Genomic DNA, 19255 nt, shown 5'->3' on the forward strand with positions numbered 1-19255 from the left:
GGTGGATAAGGTTTATTTGATCATAAATGTATGTTTGTAAAGATATTTTTATTAAATTTTTATTGTGAGTGTTCTTTGGTTTAGCTTCACATTTTAATATTTCTTTAATAAATGGTGGGTAATTTATCGTGCTATGTTTTTGTTGTGAGCAAAAATAAACGCATAAATATAAGCTCACATAAAAATATATAAATCAATATTGATATTTATTAAGGAAAGTTAATGCAAGTTAGAAATGTAATTAAAGTAGTCGCGGGGATCGCTATTGCTTCAACGGTAGTGGGTTGCTCAGACGACACTGAATATGTGTACCTAGATCCACCGATCGCCGACACCATTGATTTAGGCCCATTTAAGTGTACTGACGAAGAGTTAGCCGCAGATGCCGCTAAAGATTGCCGTTTGTACATTAAGGGCTCAATGAACAGTTGGTCATCTCGCCCTGAGGCGCAACTGCATTATCAAGGCGAAGGCGAATACATCGCCTTATTTAGCATGCAGCCGGGCGAGTATTCATTCAAAATCTCTGATCCTAGCTGGAGTGCGGAACGTGACTTAGCGATTAGTGATGAAGCTGATCCTGAAGTAATATTCGACACCCCTATGGAACTACAGCGTAAGTACGACGACTTTAGTAACCAAAACATGGACATCACCGTAGCCAGCGATGAAGACCAAGTTTATCGTTTCACTTTAGATTCTTCAGCGGGCATAAATAACCCCAGTTTGTTGATTGAAAACATTACCGACACAGATGCCGACAAACTGTCTGAAGCCATGTACATTGTGGGCACATTTAACGATTGGACCGCCACTGATAGCAGTGCATTCATTTATAAAGGTGCAGGTAACTACGAAGCTGAAGTGACTTTTGCTGAAGCGGGTACGGTTAGCTTTAATGTCCACCAAGGTATGGATAAAGCGAACGTCTATGGTTCGTTAGATAATCAGCCAATTAGCTTAACCGAGGGAGCATCGGCTTTAACTACTTACCCTGGCGGCAAAATGTCTGCCCAAGTGGAAGCGGGGAGCTATGTATTTTCACTATCGATATTAGGTGATGGCCAGTTGGCTGTGCCGTTGTCTATCGCTAAAGTGAGAGCAGTAGTTGGCCACGACACCATTACTGCCGCTAATGTTGCCACAAACATTACCGCCGACGGTAGTACCTTTGCCCAAAGCTACGCTTGGAATGCCGAAGGTGATATGACTGTAAGCTTGAGTGATGATGCTACGCAAACGCCTGCCACGGTTCGCCAAATGGCCACAGCCGATGCAGAAGGTCGCTACACGGTAACGCTGACTACCAACAAAGACCTGACTTCAGAAGCTAGCGCCAGCCACGACGTGGATGTCATTGAGCTAGACAATGCCAATAACATTGTAATGATGATTGGTGATGGTATGGGATACCCGCAGTTAGATGTTACACGCGCTTATCAAGGAGAGGCATTATTCCTAGAGTCGGGTAAACACCGTGGTGATATTAAAACAGCCAGTGCTGATACCTTAGGCTACGAAAACCTTGCTGAGCTTGGCATGAATTACTACACCGACTCTGCCGCCGCCGCTACTGCGATGGCCACTGGTCGTAAAGTAATTTCAGGCACTATTGCTCAAGCCCGTCCTGGTGATGGCTCTGATTTAGAAACCATTTTGGAATACGCACAAAGCTTGGGTAAATCAGTAGGTATTGTTGCTACGTCACACTGTGTACACGCTACGCCTGCCGCTTTTGCTTCGCATGGTCCAAACCGTAATGACTTCGTGACTTTGTCACAAAGCATGTACGGTGATGTTCAACCTAACGTTACCCTATGTGGCAGCAAGCTAGTTGACGGCGTAGACGTGATTAGCGCTGAAGCGACAACTGCTGGTTACACTGTGGTTAAAAACAAAACGGACCTAATTCCAGCGGTGGCTGCATTGCCAGCGACAGATCCAAACGCAGAGATTTTATTCGCTGGTATTTTTGGTGAAGACGAAATTCCCTATGTATTGCCTATGGAAGGCCAGAAAAGCTATGCAGAGCAAGACATTCCACAGCTGAATGAAATGACTGAGATAGCTATCGAGATCTTATCGAAAAATCCGAATGGCTTTGTACTGATGGTTGAAGGCTCGCAAATCGACTTTGCAGGCCATATCAACGACGAAGAGCGTGTCATTCACGAAACCATCGCCTTTGATAAAACGGTAGCAGAAGTGGCGAACTGGGCTGAATTGCGCAGTGACGCTATGGTTATTGTTACCGCCGACCATGAAACGGGTGGCTTAGCATTAGAAAAAACCAACGGTATTGGTCAAGTGCCAGAAGTCAGTTGGAAGTGGGGAAGCCACACTAATGCAGACGTGCCAATTGCTTCTTGGGGTCTCAACTCACATGCCTTTGTCGGTCGCACTGTAGAAAATACCGCGATTTATAATGTTATACGTGGCGCCTTAGACGCTCAATAAGTACTCAGCAATGTCCCCCGGCTAGTCCGGGGGCATATAGGTAAAGTAATGAGAATTTTTGTTTTATTGGGTTTGTTGTGCAGCTTTGTTGGTCAGGCATCGAGCAACCCGTGGCTGAGTTTAGTTCCAGAGTTAGAGCGCACTAGCCAAGTATTTCAAGTTAACCATCAGCAGTCTCTTGATCAGCAAGCAGAGCAAAATACTCAAGGTACGATGGTGCAAGCGCTACACGGCCAAAACATGCGTATGCCGGGGTTTGTGGTGCCTTTAGAAACCAATGGCGACAAAATTACCGAGTTTTTCTTAGTGCCATTCTTTGGCGCTTGTTTACATTTTCCGCCACCACCGCCTAACCAAATTATTCATGTGAAACATGCCGCTGGCATTGATATGGTTGAGCCTTGGCAAGTTGTTTGGATAGAAGGTGAGTTATTGGTACAACATGCCCAAATTGAAGGGGTAGCGAGTGCTGGTTATGCCATGAATTTAAAAAAAGACATTGAGTTTTATGCGCCTTAAGCGCTAATTGATAGTGTTAAAACAGCGCTAGCTCGCTGGTAGTTTTTTATGAGAGTATCTAACTCACAATCAGGGAGTTAGATAAACCATGCACTTACCCAAGCAGTTCAAGCAAGACGACTGGAAAAATATATCGCAGTTAATTGGCCGCTACCCATTAGCTTGCCTCACTACGCTCAGTGATACGGGCTTGGTGGCCGAACATATTCCCTTATTGCTGGCCAAAAACCTTGCGGGTCAATGGTGTTTGCAAGGCCATATTGCTAGAGCCAACCCTTTAGCTAAACGCTTGGATACCCCGCTGCCCACATTGGTGGTGTTTCAAGGTGAGAGCGCTTATGTTTCGCCTAACTATTACCCCACTAAAGCGGTTAACCCTAAAGTAGTGCCCACTTGGAATTACCAAGCAGTGCATGTAAATGGCCTGATGACCGCGATTGACGATGGCACATGGAAGCTTGATTTAATGCAACGTTTAACCAAGGCCCATGAGCAAACACAAGCTAAGCCTTGGCAAATCAACGATGCGCCCTCCACATTTATCGAAGGCTTAAACAAGGCGATAGTGGGTATCGAAATCAGCATCGATAACCTACAAGCCAAGTACAAACTTAGCCAAAACCAAAGTGTAGAGAACCAGCAAGGCGTGGCTAATGGCTTAGCGAGTCACCAGCCAGTGATGGCCGAGTTAATTCAACAACATGCGAACGCGCAAATGACCAAAGGAAAAAATGCTAGCTGATGGCCAAAGGAAAATTACTAAACTGGAACAGTAAAAAAGGTTTTGGTTTCTTGCTCCCCCAAGGCTCAGAGGGGAACCAGGATGTGTTTGTGCACCAGAGTGGCTTTGTTGATCAGCGTTGTTCTCCCGATAAGCTAGTCGGTCATTGGTTTACCTATACTTTAGCTACCGACAAGCAAGGTAGACCTTGTGCTAAGCAGCTGAAATTAGTGGGTGCTAAACCCGCCTTTGCCAATAAACCCAATCAAGCAGCGCGAGCCGCCAGTTTGAAAGCCGCATTGTTTCTAGCGCTATTGCTCAGCTTGGTGTTAACGGCGAAGGTACCCGCTGCCTTGCTGGTTATATATTTGGTCATGAGCACCATCACTTTTATCCTGTATGCCCTTGATAAATCTGCTGCTCAAGCAGGTCGTTGGCGAGTGCAAGAGTTTAAACTGCATGTGTTTGCCTTTCTCGGTGGTTGGCCGGGCGCTATGCTTGCCCAACAATTTTTACGGCATAAAACTCAAAAACAAGATTTTCGCTGGGTTTACTATGCAACAGTGTTACTAAATTGTGCTGTGTTGGCCTATTTATTAACGCCTCACGGTGCGCCATTTCTACAAAGCCTGCTGCAAATCATGGCTAAATTGGTTTATCTATAGTTAATTTTAAGGATTTAAAAATGTTAAAGGCTGTAGTAGTGCTTACCGCTCTCTCCGGGCTATTTGGTTGCAGCTCTGCAATTAAACCGGTAGAAAGCGTTAAATTAGAAACCGATACTTATCATGCCTGTGCAGATTTAGGGACTTATTCGTCATCTATGCGCAATAGTCATTTTGCTAGAGCATGGAAGCAACAGTTACAATTTAATCAAGGTGTTGGATCCATATCTGTTCAAGCGCTAATGAATGAATATAAAACAAGTACGGAAAATGTAGAGTTTATTAATCTGTCTTCACTGTATCATGACTATTTACTCTTTAATCAGAACCCTAATGGTGACGCTGCTTTTATCAGCCATTGGCAATATAGCAATGTTTTTCATGGTGACTCAGTTAGCCCTGTGGCCCATGTTAAAAAAAAAAAGAAGAGCTTCGCTGGTTAAAAGAGCAAGCAAATTGCGATGACTCCTCGGCGCAGTACGCTTTAGGGTTAATTTATCTCAATGGTTTGGAGCTAGCTCAAAGCACTGAAAGCGCAATACAGTATCTAACGCTAGCTGCTGAGCAAGAACATGTTCGTGCTCAATACCAGTTAGGTATGATTTACGCTGAGAGCGCTAAATATGAAGCAGCAGTAAAATGGCTTAGCTTGGCGAAGAAAGCGGGTCACCCTCAAGTTGGAGGCTATCTGGAGTTTTTGCATAGCCAAACTAATGATTAATACCTTCAGGTTTCCTACAAAATGACGCAGCGCAATGATTACCATTGAAGTCTATTCTAATGAATATGCAGCAGCGGTTGCTGAGCTATTTACCGCTGCGGTGCATGCCATCGACAGCAGCATCTACTCAGTTGAGCAACAGCAAGCTTGGGCACCTATACCGATAGACCATTACCAGTGGCAAGCGCGTCTAAGCAGTGAGCGATGTTATCTGGCCTTAATGGGCGATCAACTGCTGGGGTTTATCGAGTTAGACGGTAACGATATTGATTGCTGTTATGTGCATCCAAGGTTTCAAGCGCAAGGTGTGGCTACTCGCTTGTACCAACATATAGAAGCTATCGCCAAGCAACGCGGTTATGAGCACTTAAGGGTGGACGCCTCAAGAGTGGCCAAGCCCTTTTTTGAGAAACATGGCTTTACGCAAATTCGTGAAAACCAAGTGGCAAGAGCAGGGCAAACGCTCACAAATTTTACCTTAGATAAGCCGTTAACTAGCTAACAGCAATCTAGCTTCAGCAAGTAACTCGCTGTTAAGACTCGAATTGGTAGGCTTTTGCGGAGCCTGAGTTTTGTCGTTGTTTCTCATGCCGATACCCTATGCGCATTAATGATGTGCATAAATATACTTAGGAAACAGGTATATAACAGATAAACATAGCTGTCGTGTAGCCGACACTTTTTCAGGTGTCGAATAAGCCCGAGGCGTCTTTCTATAGTCAATAAGGGTGTTGCTGTTGGCAGGGCCAACGCCTTGTTACTTTTCACAAGACAAGTGTGGTTAAGGCTAGCGGCGCTAGCATACGGCCTACTGGCTTAGCACAAAAACACGTTAACCAGCGCTAGTGACACATAAGCTTACAATAAAACTAAAAAAACCAAGCCAAAGCTTGGTTTTTTTGATTTAACGGTAAGGCTTATAGCGCTTGGCCGTTTACCGATAACTTCACATCAATGTTGCCACGGGTAGCGTTTGAGTATGGGCATACTTGGTGTGCTACTTTGACAAGCTCTACTGCTGCTGCTTGCGCTAAATCTAGCTCTACCGCTAGGGCAACTGTTAGGGCAAAACCACCCGTTTCATTTGGGCCAATGCCTACTGTTGCAGTGGTAGGTGCGGCTTTAATCGCTACCTTGCCTTCTTTGGCTACATGTAGAATAGCGTTTGAGAAACACGCAGCATAGCCAGCAGCAAATAGCTGTTCTGGGTTAGTGGCTTCGCCACTTCCACCCATTTCTTTAGGGTAGCTTAGGGCTAAGTCGAGTTTGTTGTCGTCGGTAGTTACTTGGCCGTTACGACCTGCCAATGCGGTAGCTGAAGTAGTGTATAACGTTGTCATATTGATATCCTATTATTTAGATTGTGCGCAATTGAATTGTTTGCAACTTTAGTTGAGAGTGAAAGCAATTGCAAGTATATTGTGCACAATTTATTTTTAAGGGAGTGTTACAATGAGCAAATTTGCTGAGCAATCTGACCAAGGGCTAGCCCTGCGCTTAGATAATCAACTTTGCTTCTCTCTATATAGCGCGTCAAATGCGATGGGGCGGGCTTATAGGCCATTACTCGATAAACTCGACTTAACTTATCTACAGTACATAGTGATGATGGTGTTGTGGGAGCACGATAGCGTGAGTGTGAAAAGCTTGGGCGAAAGAGTGCACTTAGATTCGGGCACTTTAACGCCGCTACTTAAAAGGCTTGAAGCCAAAAGTTTAGTGCTGCGTGCTCGTAGTGAACATGATGAGCGGGTGCGCGTTATCACTCTCACACCGCAAGGCACCGCGTTACGCCAAGCAGCAGAGAGTGTGCCAAAGGCAATGTTATGCCAAGCCGATTTACCGCTTGAAGAGTTACAAGCCTTAAAGCTAGCTTGTGATCGGCTACTACAGAAGCTGATTAAATAAGGCCTGCTGGTTAAGTCACTCATGTTCATGTTTCAGGCTGTAGTTGAGTCAGTATGCTGGCTAATGGGGTGGCTTGAAAGCCTTGTGGCAAGGCTCGTTTCATTTTTTCACCGTCGAGTACTACCGGCTGTTGCCACAAATAGCGCATTTTCAGCACTTCTTTGATGGTTGGTACAAAGGGCGCCATCAACACTAGCCCCCACCAAGCAAATTTGCGGGTGTTAAGTGTTTGTCCATTTGCGGCAAAGGCTTGTTGCCAGTGTTCAGCCGTGAGCGCTAAACCAGGATCGTGCCATACTTCGAAATTAGCCTGAGGAATAGCCATCAGTTTCGCGGTGTTGTGGCATAGGTCGGGCAGATAGGACCAATAATGAACATGCTGATTGTTATGTGGAAAAGCCATGGTGGTTTTGCCATGTTTTCGTTTAATTAGCATATCTAGCCAGCTTAAGTGGGTATTGGGCCCGATAAAATCACCCGCCCTAACAATCGTGACGAGGGCGCCGCGTTGAGTGGCCAGCTTTAAGCGTTGCTCCATGGCGACTCTAATGGCCCCTTTATCGCTCACTGGCTGCATACCTTGCGATTCTGTGATGCGCTGCTCACAGGGACTAAAGTTATAAACATTGCCCGGAAACAATAACCGTAAACCTAAACGCTCTGCCACAGTGATGCTCGGTTCAAGTAGCTTCATGGCGTCGCTGTGCCAGCGGTGGTAAGCAGGGTTTAGCCCGTAAACAATCAAGTCTACGCCGCTGGCTGCGGCGGCCACTTGTGGTTCATCTAAGGCATCTGCAACCAGTATGTGTTGTTTGCCTAACCACTGTGGGGCCTTAGATGGATCGCGTATCAAGGCTTTGATCTGCCAGCCTTCGGCCTTTAGCGCTAAGGCCATTTGCAAACCAAAATTACCGGTGATGCCTAAAATTAATGCTGTTTTCATGTTGCCTCCTATTCGTTGTAGGTCTATTTTAATATTCATAAACAAATAATGAATGGCAAAATATTACCAATAGGTATGCATAAATGAATGGCGAGAATTGGCAGTGGTGGCAATATTTTTTAAGCATCGCCCAGTGGGGCAGTTTAAGCCGTGCCGCAGAGCAATTAAGGGTGTCACAACCCACCTTGAGCCGCCAATTACAAGCGATGGAAAAACAGTTAGGCCAGCCCTTATTTGACCGAAGCACCCAAGGCCTGCGGCTTACTGAATTTGGCCGAGGGATGTTAGAAGAGTGCCAAACCATGCAAGCCAGTGCCGAACGCTTACAGCGACTAGCTGCAGGGCAGGCGCACACCTTAAGTGGGCGGGTGCGCTTGGCGGTTAACGAGCCTGTGGCCTTGTATTATCTACCTAAAATATTACCCGATTTTATGCAGGCTTATCCGCAGGTGTCCGTTGAGGTAGAGGTGAGTAATCGCGCCAGCAATTTGGATAAACGTGATGCCGATGTGGCGGTTCGTATGTTTGCGCCTACTCAACTTGATCTTATTTGCCGCCATTTATTCGATATTCCGCTGGGCTTTTATGCGAGTAAACAGTATTTAGCGCAACATGGCACGCCAAGCGGCCCATCAGATTTGTTTGCTCATAGGGTATTGGGTTATGACCGCGATCCTCAATTTGAAGACGGCGGTCGGCAACTAGGTATCCCCATCAAAAACGAGCAGTTCATGCTACGTACCGATTTTATGCCGTTACACCTAGAGCTAGCCAAGCATCACGGGGGCATTGTTGTTAGCCATAAACCTGTCTGTGAACAGGCCGGTTTAATCGAAGTTTGTGGTGAGCTTAAACTACCCGCTCTACCTATTTATTTAGTGTGTCATCGCGATGTACAACATAATAAAAAAATTCGAGTACTGATGGACTTTTTGGCTGAGCGTTTAGCCAGTGTTGAGCAATAAGCACCGTTTTCTGGGCAATTGGTGGCGGGCCAAGAGGCCATCAATAACAATTTAACCAAAAACATAAGTGATAAACGATAAAAAGTAAGATGACTGTCTACTCAGCTAGTTACAATGATTTGTTGCTTATCAATGGAAGATGACCATGCCACAAGGCGCTGTTAATAAACTAAAACTGTTTAGCTTAGCTTGGCCCATTTTGATTGAGCAGCTGACCAGTGGAGTGGTTGTGATGGCCGATATCTATTTTTTAAGCCTACTTGGTGAAGATGTCGCGGCAACCGCTGGTTTATTGATGCCTTATTTGTGGATTGGCTTTTTTGTCTTGCCGATGTTGTCTACCGGCGGCACTGCTGCTGCCTCGCAATATTATGGCGCAAAGCAATTTCACAAGGTTGTGCCTGTATTCATGACCAACGTATTGCTATTGGGTGTGGCTGGCACGGCGTTTAGTGTGTTCACTTGGCTAAATGCAGACAATATTGGCGGTTGGCTAAACTTCCCTAATAGTATGCAAGTATACGCTGCAGACTATCTGGCTATTATGGCATTCACCTTTGGTTTCTTTGGTTTACGCTGCGCCTATGGCTCGATTTTGGCGGCTAAAGCGATGACCAATTGGAATATGCTGGCGTCGTTAATCACTAATGTGCTGAATATTTTCTTAAATGCGACCTTCTTCTTTGGTTGGTTTGGTCTCGCCCCTATGGGGTTAAAGGGCATTGCCTTAGGCACCGTATTGTCTTATGCAATTGCCTGTTTGGTAGTGATGGCGATTGTGCACATTAAAGCGCAAGTGAAATTTGAATTTACGCGCTCAATGGTGCCGCAAATGCGTGCGGTGTTTAAACCTTTAATGAAAATCGCTATTCCCTCTGCCGCCGAACCAGCCAATTACACTCTACAGCAGATAGTGGTGGCTGGCATTCTAGCCAGCCTGGGTGTTTTGGCTGTCTCTTCATATACCTTTGTGCTGCGTTTCTTGTTTATTTCAATGGCGGTGAGTTGGTCTTTAGCCGCGGCGGGCCAAATTATCATGGCGCATCACATGGGGGCTCGAAAACTACAACAAGTCGACGCGACCTATAATCGCTGTATTAGTTTGTCGATGGTATTCGCCTTTGTGAATATGGCGGTGTTTGCTTACTTGTATCAGCCCTTAATCGGCTTTTTTAGTGATGACCCTCAAGTGGCTTTTTATGCAAAGTGGTTACTGATTATTTGTATTGTAATGGAGCCCTTTAGAGCGATTAATATTGTTGCCGGAATGGCACTAAAAGCGGTAGGTGATGGGCGTTTTGCTGCCACCGTGGGCATTGCCTTTATCTGGGGGGTAGTGCCGATTATCTATTTATGTTCTATCTCTTGGCAGCTGGGCATTATTGGCGCTTGGGCCTGCTTTGCCGTAGATGAAGTGCTTCGTGGTGTGATTAATCATTGGCGCTGGAAAACCTATCGTTGGCATCACAAGGGCATTGTTTAACAACAAATGCTGATTGGCTAAGTGATACATCACCGTGTTTCGCTATTTTGTTCTTTCCTTTGGCGTAAATTGCGCTAAAACTAAATGTCACCTACGTGATCCTTGGTTTATTGCTGTTTGCCAGCAGTAAATGGAATTGCCAGTATCTACAGTAATGGCAAACAGGGTTGTTTTATTCCTCTAAGCAGCGAGAACAGTAATGAAATTAGAGTCTTTAGCGCTTCACCATGGTTATGAATCAGAAGCTACCACCAAAGCCGCCGCAGTGCCTATTTACCAAACAACTTCATACACTTTTGACGATACTCAGCACGGTGCCGATCTGTTTGATTTAAAAGTGCCGGGTAACATTTATACCCGCATTATGAACCCCACTACTGACGTTTTAGAGAAGCGTGTAGCGGCCATGGAAGGCGGCATCGCTGGTCTCGCTCTTGCCTCTGGCATGGCAGCCATTACCTATGCCATTCAATGTATCTGTGAAGTAGGCACCAACATCGTGAGTACCAGCCAGCTTTATGGCGGCAGCTATAACCTGTTTGCACACAGCTTCCCTAAGCAGGGGATTGACGTACGTATGGTATCGGCGGATGACTTTGCCGGTTTTGAAGCCGCGATTGATGAAAACACCCGTGCGATCTTCTGTGAATCGATTGGTAACCCTGCCGGTAACGTGGTTGACTTAGTCAAACTGGCCGACATTGCGCACAAGCATGGCCTGCCTTTAATGGTAGACAATACCGTAGCCACGCCGTTTTTGTGTCGGCCAATAGAGTTAGGTGCCGATATTGTTATTCATTCTCTCACCAAATATATCGGCGGCCATGGCACCTCAATTGGTGGCATTATCGTTGATTCAGGCAAATTTGATTGGGTGGCTAACAAAGACCGTTTTAAAATCTTAAATGAGCCCGATCCTTCTTACCACGGCGTGGTATATACCGAGGCGCTAGGCCCAGCGGCATATATTGGCCGTTGTCGAGTGGTGCCTTTACGTAATACTGGCGCGGCTATTTCACCTTATAACGCTTTCCAAATCTTACAGGGTTTAGAAACTTTAGGCCTGCGTATGGAGCGTCATTGTGAGAATGCCGAGCATTTGGCTGCCTACTTAAAACAGCACCCTAAGGTGGAGTGGGTAAACTATGCGGCCTTGCCGAGCAGCCCATACCATGAGATTTGCCAGAAAATCTCGGGTGGTAAAGCTTCGGGTATTTTGAGCTTTGGTATTAAAGGCGGTAAAGAAGCTGGTGGTCGATTCATTGATGCCTTAGAAATGATTCTTCGCTTGGTAAACATAGGCGATGCTAAGTCATTGGCTTGTCACCCGGCCTCTACGACTCACCGTCAGTTAAACGACGAAGAGCTAGCCAAAGCAGGGGTCAGTGCCGACTTGATTCGAATCTCGGTAGGTATTGAAAACATCGGTGACATTATTAACGATGTGAGCCAAGCGCTTGATAAAGCATAATAATCTAGATAGTTAAAAATCCAGCTGTTTAGCTGGATTTTTATTTAGTTTTTCTAGGGTTTTAGCATTATCGTTTGAAGTCATTATGGGTATTTATTTTGTAGCAAATTCCGTTATAGTTTGTGCTCAGTAATTATTTTAACTTTGGTAGGCTTACAGGGAGTGGATAGACCCGATAAGAAAGTTATAGCTAGGACGCAATAATGAAAAAATGGCATATTCAGCTCAAGGCTGCCCTGATATCACTGTTATTAATGCTGATTTTTTTCTTAAACCCTTTTGGTTTAAGAACCGCTGCAGAAAAATACAATGAAGACTTAATCATTGGTTTTAATGCGCCTATGTATCCCACCACCGCGCAGCAACAAATTGCTGTAATACTGCTTGATGATGCGTTTATTCGCCATTATGCAGAACGATATCCAGTCGATTACAGTTCACTAAATCAGTTGTTACTCCGGATTTCTCAATTTCAGCCTAAAGCCGTTTTTTTCGATATTCTTCAATATTATAAAACCTCTGAATATTTAAATTTTTGGACTCGCCGCTTAGCTAAAAGTCAGCAGAAGTTTCCGGTATTTATGGCCAGTATTCCTCAACTGGATTCGTCGGATTATTTTTCAAACCAATCGACACTTCGTAAAAATATACGGGCTTCTAGTCAGTTTACTGCTGTAGGCTGGGAGGGTTATCAACATTATTATCCTTTAAAACTTACGATTGGAGGTGAGCAGTATCAATCAGCTGCAATGGATCTTTATCAAGCGTGGTGTTTGAGTGAAGCCCAGCGTTGCCCTTACCAAGAGGCAGAGTTTAGCAATGGTGATTTATTTGATGATGTAATGATTGTCCAGTGGGGCAGTAACCCTGCCGCAAATCAGCAAGATTATGTCTATTTAGAGGCCGGTCAGCATTGCCAAGATAGTGCGACCTCTCGGTGGCGCTTATTGCTTGAGGGAATAAGCTCACGCTTCCATTCGGGCTTATCTGGTGGTGAAGTTGAAAAATCTAGCTCTTACCCTTGCCCGCAAGTACTCACAGTATCCGCAACTAAGTTGTTTCAAGAAGACACTAAGCAAGCTTTAGAGGTATTAAAAGACCGAGTTATTTTAGTGGGCTATGGCTTAGAAAGCTCTGCCGATTTGGTCGTATCACCGGTTAATGGTGCTCTACCTGGTGTGTTTTTCCATGCGGTAGCTTTAGATAATTTAATAAATTTTGGTAATAACTATTGGCATGTACCTAATACCATAGAGTTTCTTGGAATCAACATCAGTGATCTTATTGAAGGTTTACTGCAAGCCGTTTTGTTATATGCCACTTTCTACTATCGGTACACACTTATTGAACAGACTGACAATCAACGGCAACGTGATAAAGCGTGGTTTACCGAGTTACTTATTGTGTTTTTAGCTGTATTGATTACGTTTGCTTGCGTGGTGGTTGCTTATAAGTATTTGAAGTATGGCCCTGTGAACTGGTATGCATTCATCATTATTCTACTGGCTATTTTTCCAACATTCGCCCATCACCTGTTAGCTATCATTTTTCAAAAACTGGGTCAAAAGGTCAGCAAATATTTACATGATACCAAGGCATTGATGAATGGCCTTGTTCGAAGCTTCTCATATGGAGTGGCTGCCTCAAACCGAGTTAAGCGCCTTTACATACTGTTTAAAACTTACTGGAAGATTGTTGCTCAATGGACTCTATTGCTATTGTTATCAGTGGTGTTGATTAATTACCTTGGGTTTTATTTATTGGTATTTATTCTTGGTTCGACACTATTAATCGCTATGCATCTATTAGTATCTTCTTTTAGAAAAAAAATTAATTAAAGATAGTAATTACGGAGAAATAAACATGAAGAAGTGGACTCTAACATTTTTATTGGCGGTAGATTTATTGCTTATTACTAAAGTTCTCGCCTCGGATTTTGAAGGTGCTAAGGTCATCGCTTATAAGTTTGACCCAATGGAAATATGCACTAAGGATACAAGCGGGGCCTTCACCTGCGAGGATAAGCCTGTCAGCGAACTCCCTGACCTAGGAAAGCAGGCACTATTTGTAAAACACCACCAATTAGATCCCGGTTTGTTTGCGATTAGTATTGCGGGACAAGATATTTGGGTGTTTCAAGATAATGTTCAAATAGATAAAAAAGCCCGAGCTTCTGTACAGTGCTCGGAGCAGCAAATATCTCAAGGGGATGATACTGCAGTTTATGCCTCCATTGGTTTTGGTGAGGGCTGCAAATGATGAATATTTTTAAGTTTTCACCGATTGTTGTATTGCTAGCAGGTTGTGCGGCAACCGATGTTCCTAACTTGTCATTTGGGAAAAGTAAATACGAGCAATTTGATGGTCCATTCTTAAGCACGGCAGCAGTGCAAAAAGTCGCCACTAGTCCCTTGACTACGTCTGACGCTACCGGGGAAAAGAAAAGTTATTTAGCGGGTAGCCCAATAATAGGCAAAGATATTGTTTATAACGAATACCTTGTTAACTACTTTGACAGCATCGTAAATAAATTGATGCTTGGCTGGCCCGGTGAAAAGCCAGAGGTTGATCTTTCGATAGATATGTCCTTAACCTATAGTGCTTTTTCTACTCAGAATCAAGTGGTTATTTCTATGGGAGTGGTTTCAGATAGCGAAACCGAAGCAGAAGTAGCATTTGTTATTGCCCATGAATTATCCCATGTTTTACTTCGTCATAATGAAACCAATGCTTTTTTCATGAAGCAACACGAAACAGTCGAAGAGATTTCAAAATTGGCGAATTTTGCCAATGCTGTCGGTGATATGGAAGTCACGAAGCAAAGTAAAAACCTCAAAGTAGTCAGTAAGAATAGTGATAATGCAGCTAGAAACTATAAGGATATTTTTAAAACGGGCTTAGCTATTAATCGTTTAAGCAGAGATGTGATTAGTTCGAGTATGGCGCGTAACGATGAGGATGAGGCTGACCTGCTGGCGGTAGATCTTTTGGTAAAGGCCGGCTACAACCCGCGGGGCTACAGCACTGCTATGCAACGTATGGAAAGCAGCGAAGTATTTACCCAGCAACAATTGGATGAAAAGAAAGCCGATTATCAACAAGTGGTGACGGTACTTTCTGAATCAGCTATCCCTAGTGATCAATCTTTCGGGCGAAGCTTAGCTTATGCGGCAGCCAACAATGGCATTACCGAATTACTGCAAATGTCCAGCGGTCGCCATCGTGAAGCTGAAGAGCGGCATACTGATTTAGCATCTTATATTCAGCGTGAATATCGCTCGTCAAAGATGAGGTCAATGCATCAACAGCGTTATCAGGAGAAAGTAAAATCTGGTGAAGGTTTAAGCATTACCAATAATTATTGGAGCGCATACAATGCCCAAAAAGCACTGGAATCTGGTGATATTGCTCAAGCTGAGCAGTTAGCAAAGACTTCAGTAAAAGGGCCAACATCGAAGCACGCTTACCCTAGAGTGGTGTTTTCTCAAGTAAGAAAACAGCAAGGGAAGCTTGATAAAGCAGCTCAAAATCTAGACTTAATCGAAAATTGGGAAGGCTTGTCATTAGAGTCCAGCCTTTACGCGGTGAACACATATCAAGCGTTAAATCGTTACAGCGATGCGGAAGCGGTATTATTAAAAACAGAGCAACGCTTACCTGAAAAGTCGGTGTTATATCCGCAATGGGTTAGCTTGTACTACCAGCAAAATGAATTAGACAAACTCAATCAGTGGTTAGGTAAATGTAGAGCGGTAGGTGATACCGACTTAGAGTTTCGTTGCAACACAGCGGCTAAAATACCAGCAGTGGTGCCCGATGAAACCGCACAAGAAGGGGTCTCTTCAATATTTAACACTATGAGTTCTTTAGTGGATGAGCTTTAGGACTATAGGGCTGTAGCTCGCTAAATTGGGGTGTAATGCTATAAGGTCGGCTTAGTTGCTGACTTTATAGGTTTATTCGACTTTATATTAGAATGACTTGTTGCGAAGGTAGACCATCGATTATGAAATATCGCTGAGGTCCTTTTCGGTGAACTCGGTATGGTTATTGGTCTTTCAAGCTAGGTATAGTCCTGATTCTAATATCAAGATACCTAGTTCAAGGACTAACTATGCGTTGTTTTCACGGAGCGGTGTTTGTCTCTCTATTGATGAACCTTTGGGCCTGCAGTTCAGGCTCCGTTTCTCAACTGCGAAGCTTGCAAAGTATTGGTGTTTACCGTCCCTTAGCTGATTATGATCAGCAATTGCGCTTAAAGGTTGAAGGCCGTTTTATTGTAAATGGAAAAGGTGAAAAAGTCCGTTTGAAGGGGGTCGCTTTTGGCAACCAAGTATGGGCTAACACCCGCATTCCAACACAACATCATAACGAAAAAGACTTTAAGCGCCTGAAAGACATGGGCTTTAATAGCATTCGTTTTTACCTAAATTATCACACCTTTGAGAGTGACAGCGCGCCATATCAATACCACCAGTCGGGCTGGGATTGGTTAGATAAAAATGTGCAGTGGGCGGAGAAACATGGCATTTATTTAGTGCTTAATATACATGTTCCTCAAGGCGGTTTTCAGTCGAACGGCGCAGGCGACGCTTTGTGGGATAAGCGAGACAATCAGCTGCGTTTGATTAGCTTATGGCAAGCCATTGCTAAGCGTTATCAAGGTCACCCTAATGTGGCGGCCTTAGATTTACTTAACGAACCTGTGACTACTCATAGTAAGCAACAATGGGAACGTTTAGCTAATGAGTTAGTGACGGCAATTAGGCAGGTAAATTCTCAGCAAATGATTTTTGTAGAACGGTTGCTGGCGGTGAAAAATCAATGGCAGCTTGATGAGCAGCAAAACTTCTTTAAGTTAAATGACCCCAATATTGTTTATCAATACCACTTCTATGAACCCATGGCGTTTAGCCATCAGCAAGCATCTTGGTTGCGTCAATACCAAACGCCCACTTATTATCCTGATTTGCAGCGCTTAAAAGTAGTGGGTTCTCCTCGTTGGTACGGCGCACAATTTGATAACCCCATCGTAAGCAGCAACAATGATTGGCAATACATTGAAGGGAAGAAGCTGCAATATAAAGACCCAAACGTTGACTTAATTTACCCTGCCTTAGTATCGGCAAACAACGCCGGTGATAGCTGGTTTAAGCAAGTTGTTATTAATGAATACGCGCCAGACGGCAAACAGTTACTGCGTGAAATTAACATAGACCTAAGCCAACAAGCCGGTTGGTATTTGTGGTCGGCCAATCAAAGAGGACGCTCTCAGCATTTTCGCCAAGCGGGTGAGGATGTGCTGCAAATTAGCGCTACCTCTAGTGATGCCAATAATGGCAGTTCACAACAATTTGTGGTGCCTAAAGCCGACCATTATTATCAAATATCTGGTTGGATAAAAACTCAGGGCACAGGCCTGGCTAGCCGTGTGCAGTTGCGCTTAGATTTTCAACATGGGGTTAAGGATATTGTGGCTTGGGATAAGCCGCTAATCAAAACCCTTATTGAACCCATCGAGCGTTGGGGCGAGCAGCAACAAGTCCCTCTATACCTCGGTGAATTTGGGTGTATTCGCGCTTGCTTTGAACAGCAACGTGGAGGCTTGCAATGGATAAGTGATGTATTAGATGTTGTAGATGAATATCAAACTCATTTTAACTTTCATAGCTACCATGAAGACGCCTTTGCTTTGTATTATGGTAGCGGTAAGTTACCTCGAGAAACAGACTCAAATAAAGCGTTAATTCATTGGTTTAGCGATAGGTTGAGTAAGGGTGAGTAAGCTAAGTTGAGTTAACGATAATTTTTGCCACGTTATTCACCTTAGTTAGTATTTAGTCAACTACAATAGAAGGTAAGTTGTCTTTATTGCTCTCCTTATGGGTTAAGGAATAGGCATACGCATGAGAATTGTTCTGCTACTTATGCTGGTTTTGGCTATCACTAAGGTGTATGCCGATGAGCCACATCTACGTATTTCTACCGTAGAAAATGTTGCAGCCTACCCTGAGGTGGTCAACATGCTGTCTCGTGCTTATGCTGAATTGGGTTATCACATTGAGCTGGTGCCAATGCCAGCCAAGCGTTCACTGCGTCAAGCTAAAGAAAATATTGATATCGATGCTGAGCTGGCCAGAACTGAATATGCCGCTCCATTTCTGCCAAATCATTTGCGTATCCCTATACCCATTGCATACATCACGATCGCAGCTTTTGTGATGCGAGATGATCTGGAAATTGTTAACTGGCAAAGCCTACAGGCCTATGGCGTGGGTGGTGTCCGTGGTCATTTGTTCTTAGAGTCGAAACTAAAAAACCACAACAAGCTGTTGTTTCTTAGCAGTGCTAACCAAGCCTTAACTATGTTAAGCAGAGGGCGGCTAGATGTGGTTATTTTGCCGCAGACCATGGGGGAATATGTAGTAAAACAAAATTGGCACTCTCAGGTAAAAATGGTTAGTCCTGCTTTAGATTATGTTCCGCTGTATCATTACCTTCACCAAAAGCACCATGCGATAGCCGGTAATCTTACCCAAGCACTGAGCAAGCAGGTAGATGCTCACTTGGTGAAGAATCAGGCTTATTAGTCTTTGTCTCACGCTACTACTTATCATTTTAAGTTTGTGAGCGCTTGTGCTTAACTACCCTTTTGTGCTGTTGCTGTGCTGGGTAATTTACGCTTTGGCCAACATGAACAAAATGTAATCTGGCAGCCACCTTGCGGTAAGGCTGCCTTTAGTAAACTAATCAGCGTCAATTAACTCACTGGGATAAGCCAATGAAATTACCTATTAAACTGTCGAAAAAAATATGTGTTGCCGCTGTTATTGCTGTTACTTCCGCCGCTGCAGTCGCTGATGATGATGCCTTATCGGCTTTAGCAATTAAAAAAGCCGGCTTTAGCTTAGAGCAAGCCATTGAAAAAGTGCACAATAGCTACCCCGGCCAGATTACAGAATTAGAGCTTGATGACTACAAGGGGCAAGCGGTTTACGAGTTTGATGTGATTAATTTAGCGCAACAGCAAAAACACAAACTTAAGTTCAGTTTAGCTGATGGTGAAATGCTCAAAAATGAAAGCAGTAAGCTCAGTATTTTAGGTGTGAGTAAAATAGATGATGATGAGCGTTTAGCCTTAGAACAATTAGCGCAATCAGAATTATCTTTGCAGCAAACAGTCGCTATGCTTAATACTAAGTATCAAGCGCAGGTCCTGGAGTTTGAATTGGAGAATGAGAAAGGTATCACTTTCTATAAATTCAAGTTGCTAGGCGAACAGGGTAAACAACGAATTATTGTTGATGTGGCCACCGGTGAAACGATACCGGTACTTAAACACTAAGTTATTCACTGCAGGGTCAGTGTTCGCACTGGCCAAAGACTTTCTAACAAAGGGCAG

The 19255-nt window shown here is 44.1% G+C and carries 18 protein-coding genes and 1 pseudogene; 17 read left to right on the plus strand and 2 right to left on the minus strand.

What is annotated here, in order from left to right; all coding sequences use genetic code 11:
- Nucleotides 1-222: 222 nt before the first annotated feature.
- The 7 genes and pseudogenes from M0C34_RS00415 to M0C34_RS00440 all read left to right on the plus strand — a co-directional run bounded on the left by M0C34_RS00415 (nucleotide 223) and on the right by M0C34_RS00440 (nucleotide 5585).
- A complete protein-coding gene (locus M0C34_RS00415; protein WP_248713699.1) occupies nucleotides 223-2457 on the plus strand; it encodes an alkaline phosphatase in 2235 nt (744 codons plus the stop codon).
- A 48-nt stretch (nucleotides 2458-2505) separates the two neighbouring features.
- Nucleotides 2506-2976, plus strand: coding sequence for a DUF3299 domain-containing protein (locus M0C34_RS00420; protein ID WP_248713700.1), 471 nt, complete (start codon nucleotides 2506-2508; stop codon nucleotides 2974-2976).
- A gap of 88 nt (nucleotides 2977-3064) precedes the next feature.
- Nucleotides 3065-3718 carry an FMN-binding negative transcriptional regulator gene (locus M0C34_RS00425; RefSeq protein WP_248713701.1) on the plus strand — a complete coding sequence of 218 codons (654 nt, stop codon included), beginning with the start codon at nucleotides 3065-3067 and terminating at the stop codon, nucleotides 3716-3718.
- Nucleotides 3718-4362, plus strand: a complete 645-nt coding sequence (locus M0C34_RS00430) for a DUF1294 domain-containing protein (RefSeq protein WP_248713702.1) — start codon at nucleotides 3718-3720, stop codon at nucleotides 4360-4362. Before M0C34_RS00425 ends, M0C34_RS00430 begins: the two co-directional genes overlap by 1 nt.
- 20 nt (nucleotides 4363-4382) lie before the next feature.
- A complete protein-coding gene (locus M0C34_RS00435) occupies nucleotides 4383-4805 on the plus strand; it encodes a hypothetical protein (protein WP_248713703.1) in 423 nt (140 codons plus the stop codon).
- Between the two features lie 35 nt (nucleotides 4806-4840).
- A pseudogene (locus M0C34_RS21255) lies at nucleotides 4841-5083 on the plus strand (hypothetical protein); the annotation flags it as partial.
- Between the two features lie 34 nt (nucleotides 5084-5117).
- Entirely contained in the window at nucleotides 5118-5585 is a 468-nt protein-coding gene (locus tag M0C34_RS00440) for a GNAT family N-acetyltransferase (RefSeq protein WP_248713704.1), read from the plus strand.
- A 415-nt stretch (nucleotides 5586-6000) separates the two neighbouring features.
- Here the strand turns inward: M0C34_RS00440 and ohr are convergent, their stop codons facing one another.
- Complete coding sequence (ohr, locus tag M0C34_RS00445) at nucleotides 6001-6423, minus strand: organic hydroperoxide reductase Ohr (protein WP_248713705.1); 423 nt, start codon at nucleotides 6421-6423, stop codon at nucleotides 6001-6003.
- A gap of 112 nt (nucleotides 6424-6535) precedes the next feature.
- Here ohr and ohrR point away from each other — a divergent pair, with 112 nt between their 5' ends.
- Nucleotides 6536-6991: a transcriptional regulator OhrR gene (gene ohrR / locus M0C34_RS00450; protein WP_248713706.1), complete on the plus strand. Its 456-nt coding sequence runs from the start codon at nucleotides 6536-6538 to the stop codon at nucleotides 6989-6991.
- 25 nt (nucleotides 6992-7016) lie between these two features.
- Here ohrR and M0C34_RS00455 read toward each other — a convergent pair whose 3' ends face one another.
- Nucleotides 7017-7934 (minus strand): NAD(P)H-binding protein, encoded by a 918-nt coding sequence (locus M0C34_RS00455; RefSeq protein ID WP_248713707.1) that lies wholly within the window; start codon nucleotides 7932-7934, stop codon nucleotides 7017-7019.
- Between the two features lie 83 nt (nucleotides 7935-8017).
- Here M0C34_RS00455 and M0C34_RS00460 point away from each other — a divergent pair, with 83 nt between their 5' ends.
- The 9 genes from M0C34_RS00460 (at nucleotide 8018) to M0C34_RS00500 (ending at nucleotide 19198) form a co-directional block, all read left to right on the plus strand.
- Nucleotides 8018-8899: a LysR family transcriptional regulator gene (locus M0C34_RS00460; RefSeq protein ID WP_248713708.1), complete on the plus strand. Its 882-nt coding sequence runs from the start codon at nucleotides 8018-8020 to the stop codon at nucleotides 8897-8899.
- A 145-nt stretch (nucleotides 8900-9044) separates the two neighbouring features.
- Nucleotides 9045-10382: an MATE family efflux transporter gene (locus M0C34_RS00465; protein WP_248713709.1), complete on the plus strand. Its 1338-nt coding sequence runs from the start codon at nucleotides 9045-9047 to the stop codon at nucleotides 10380-10382.
- Nucleotides 10383-10581: 199 nt separating this feature from the next.
- Nucleotides 10582-11853, plus strand: coding sequence for an O-acetylhomoserine aminocarboxypropyltransferase/cysteine synthase family protein (locus M0C34_RS00470; protein ID WP_248713710.1), 1272 nt, complete (start codon nucleotides 10582-10584; stop codon nucleotides 11851-11853).
- A 203-nt stretch (nucleotides 11854-12056) separates the two neighbouring features.
- Nucleotides 12057-13691 carry a CHASE2 domain-containing protein gene (locus tag M0C34_RS00475; RefSeq protein WP_248713711.1) on the plus strand — a complete coding sequence of 545 codons (1635 nt, stop codon included), beginning with the start codon at nucleotides 12057-12059 and terminating at the stop codon, nucleotides 13689-13691.
- A gap of 25 nt (nucleotides 13692-13716) precedes the next feature.
- Nucleotides 13717-14112: a hypothetical protein gene (locus M0C34_RS00480; RefSeq protein WP_248713712.1), complete on the plus strand. Its 396-nt coding sequence runs from the start codon at nucleotides 13717-13719 to the stop codon at nucleotides 14110-14112.
- A complete protein-coding gene (locus tag M0C34_RS00485; protein WP_248713713.1) occupies nucleotides 14109-15737 on the plus strand; it encodes a M48 family metalloprotease in 1629 nt (542 codons plus the stop codon). The genes M0C34_RS00480 and M0C34_RS00485 overlap by 4 nt, the downstream gene beginning before the upstream one ends.
- A 230-nt stretch (nucleotides 15738-15967) precedes the next feature.
- A complete protein-coding gene (locus tag M0C34_RS00490) occupies nucleotides 15968-17638 on the plus strand; it encodes a glycoside hydrolase family 5 protein (RefSeq protein WP_248713714.1) in 1671 nt (556 codons plus the stop codon).
- A 121-nt stretch (nucleotides 17639-17759) separates the two neighbouring features.
- Nucleotides 17760-18443 carry a substrate-binding periplasmic protein gene (locus M0C34_RS00495; protein ID WP_248713715.1) on the plus strand — a complete coding sequence of 228 codons (684 nt, stop codon included), beginning with the start codon at nucleotides 17760-17762 and terminating at the stop codon, nucleotides 18441-18443.
- A gap of 191 nt (nucleotides 18444-18634) precedes the next feature.
- On the plus strand, nucleotides 18635-19198 hold the full coding sequence (locus M0C34_RS00500) for a PepSY domain-containing protein (protein ID WP_248713716.1): 564 nt from the start codon (nucleotides 18635-18637) through the stop codon (nucleotides 19196-19198).
- Nucleotides 19199-19255: the final 57 nt, after the last annotated feature.

It is taken from the genome of Agarivorans sp. TSD2052 (genome assembly GCF_023238625.1).
Classification (GTDB): Bacteria; Pseudomonadota; Gammaproteobacteria; order Enterobacterales; family Celerinatantimonadaceae; genus Agarivorans.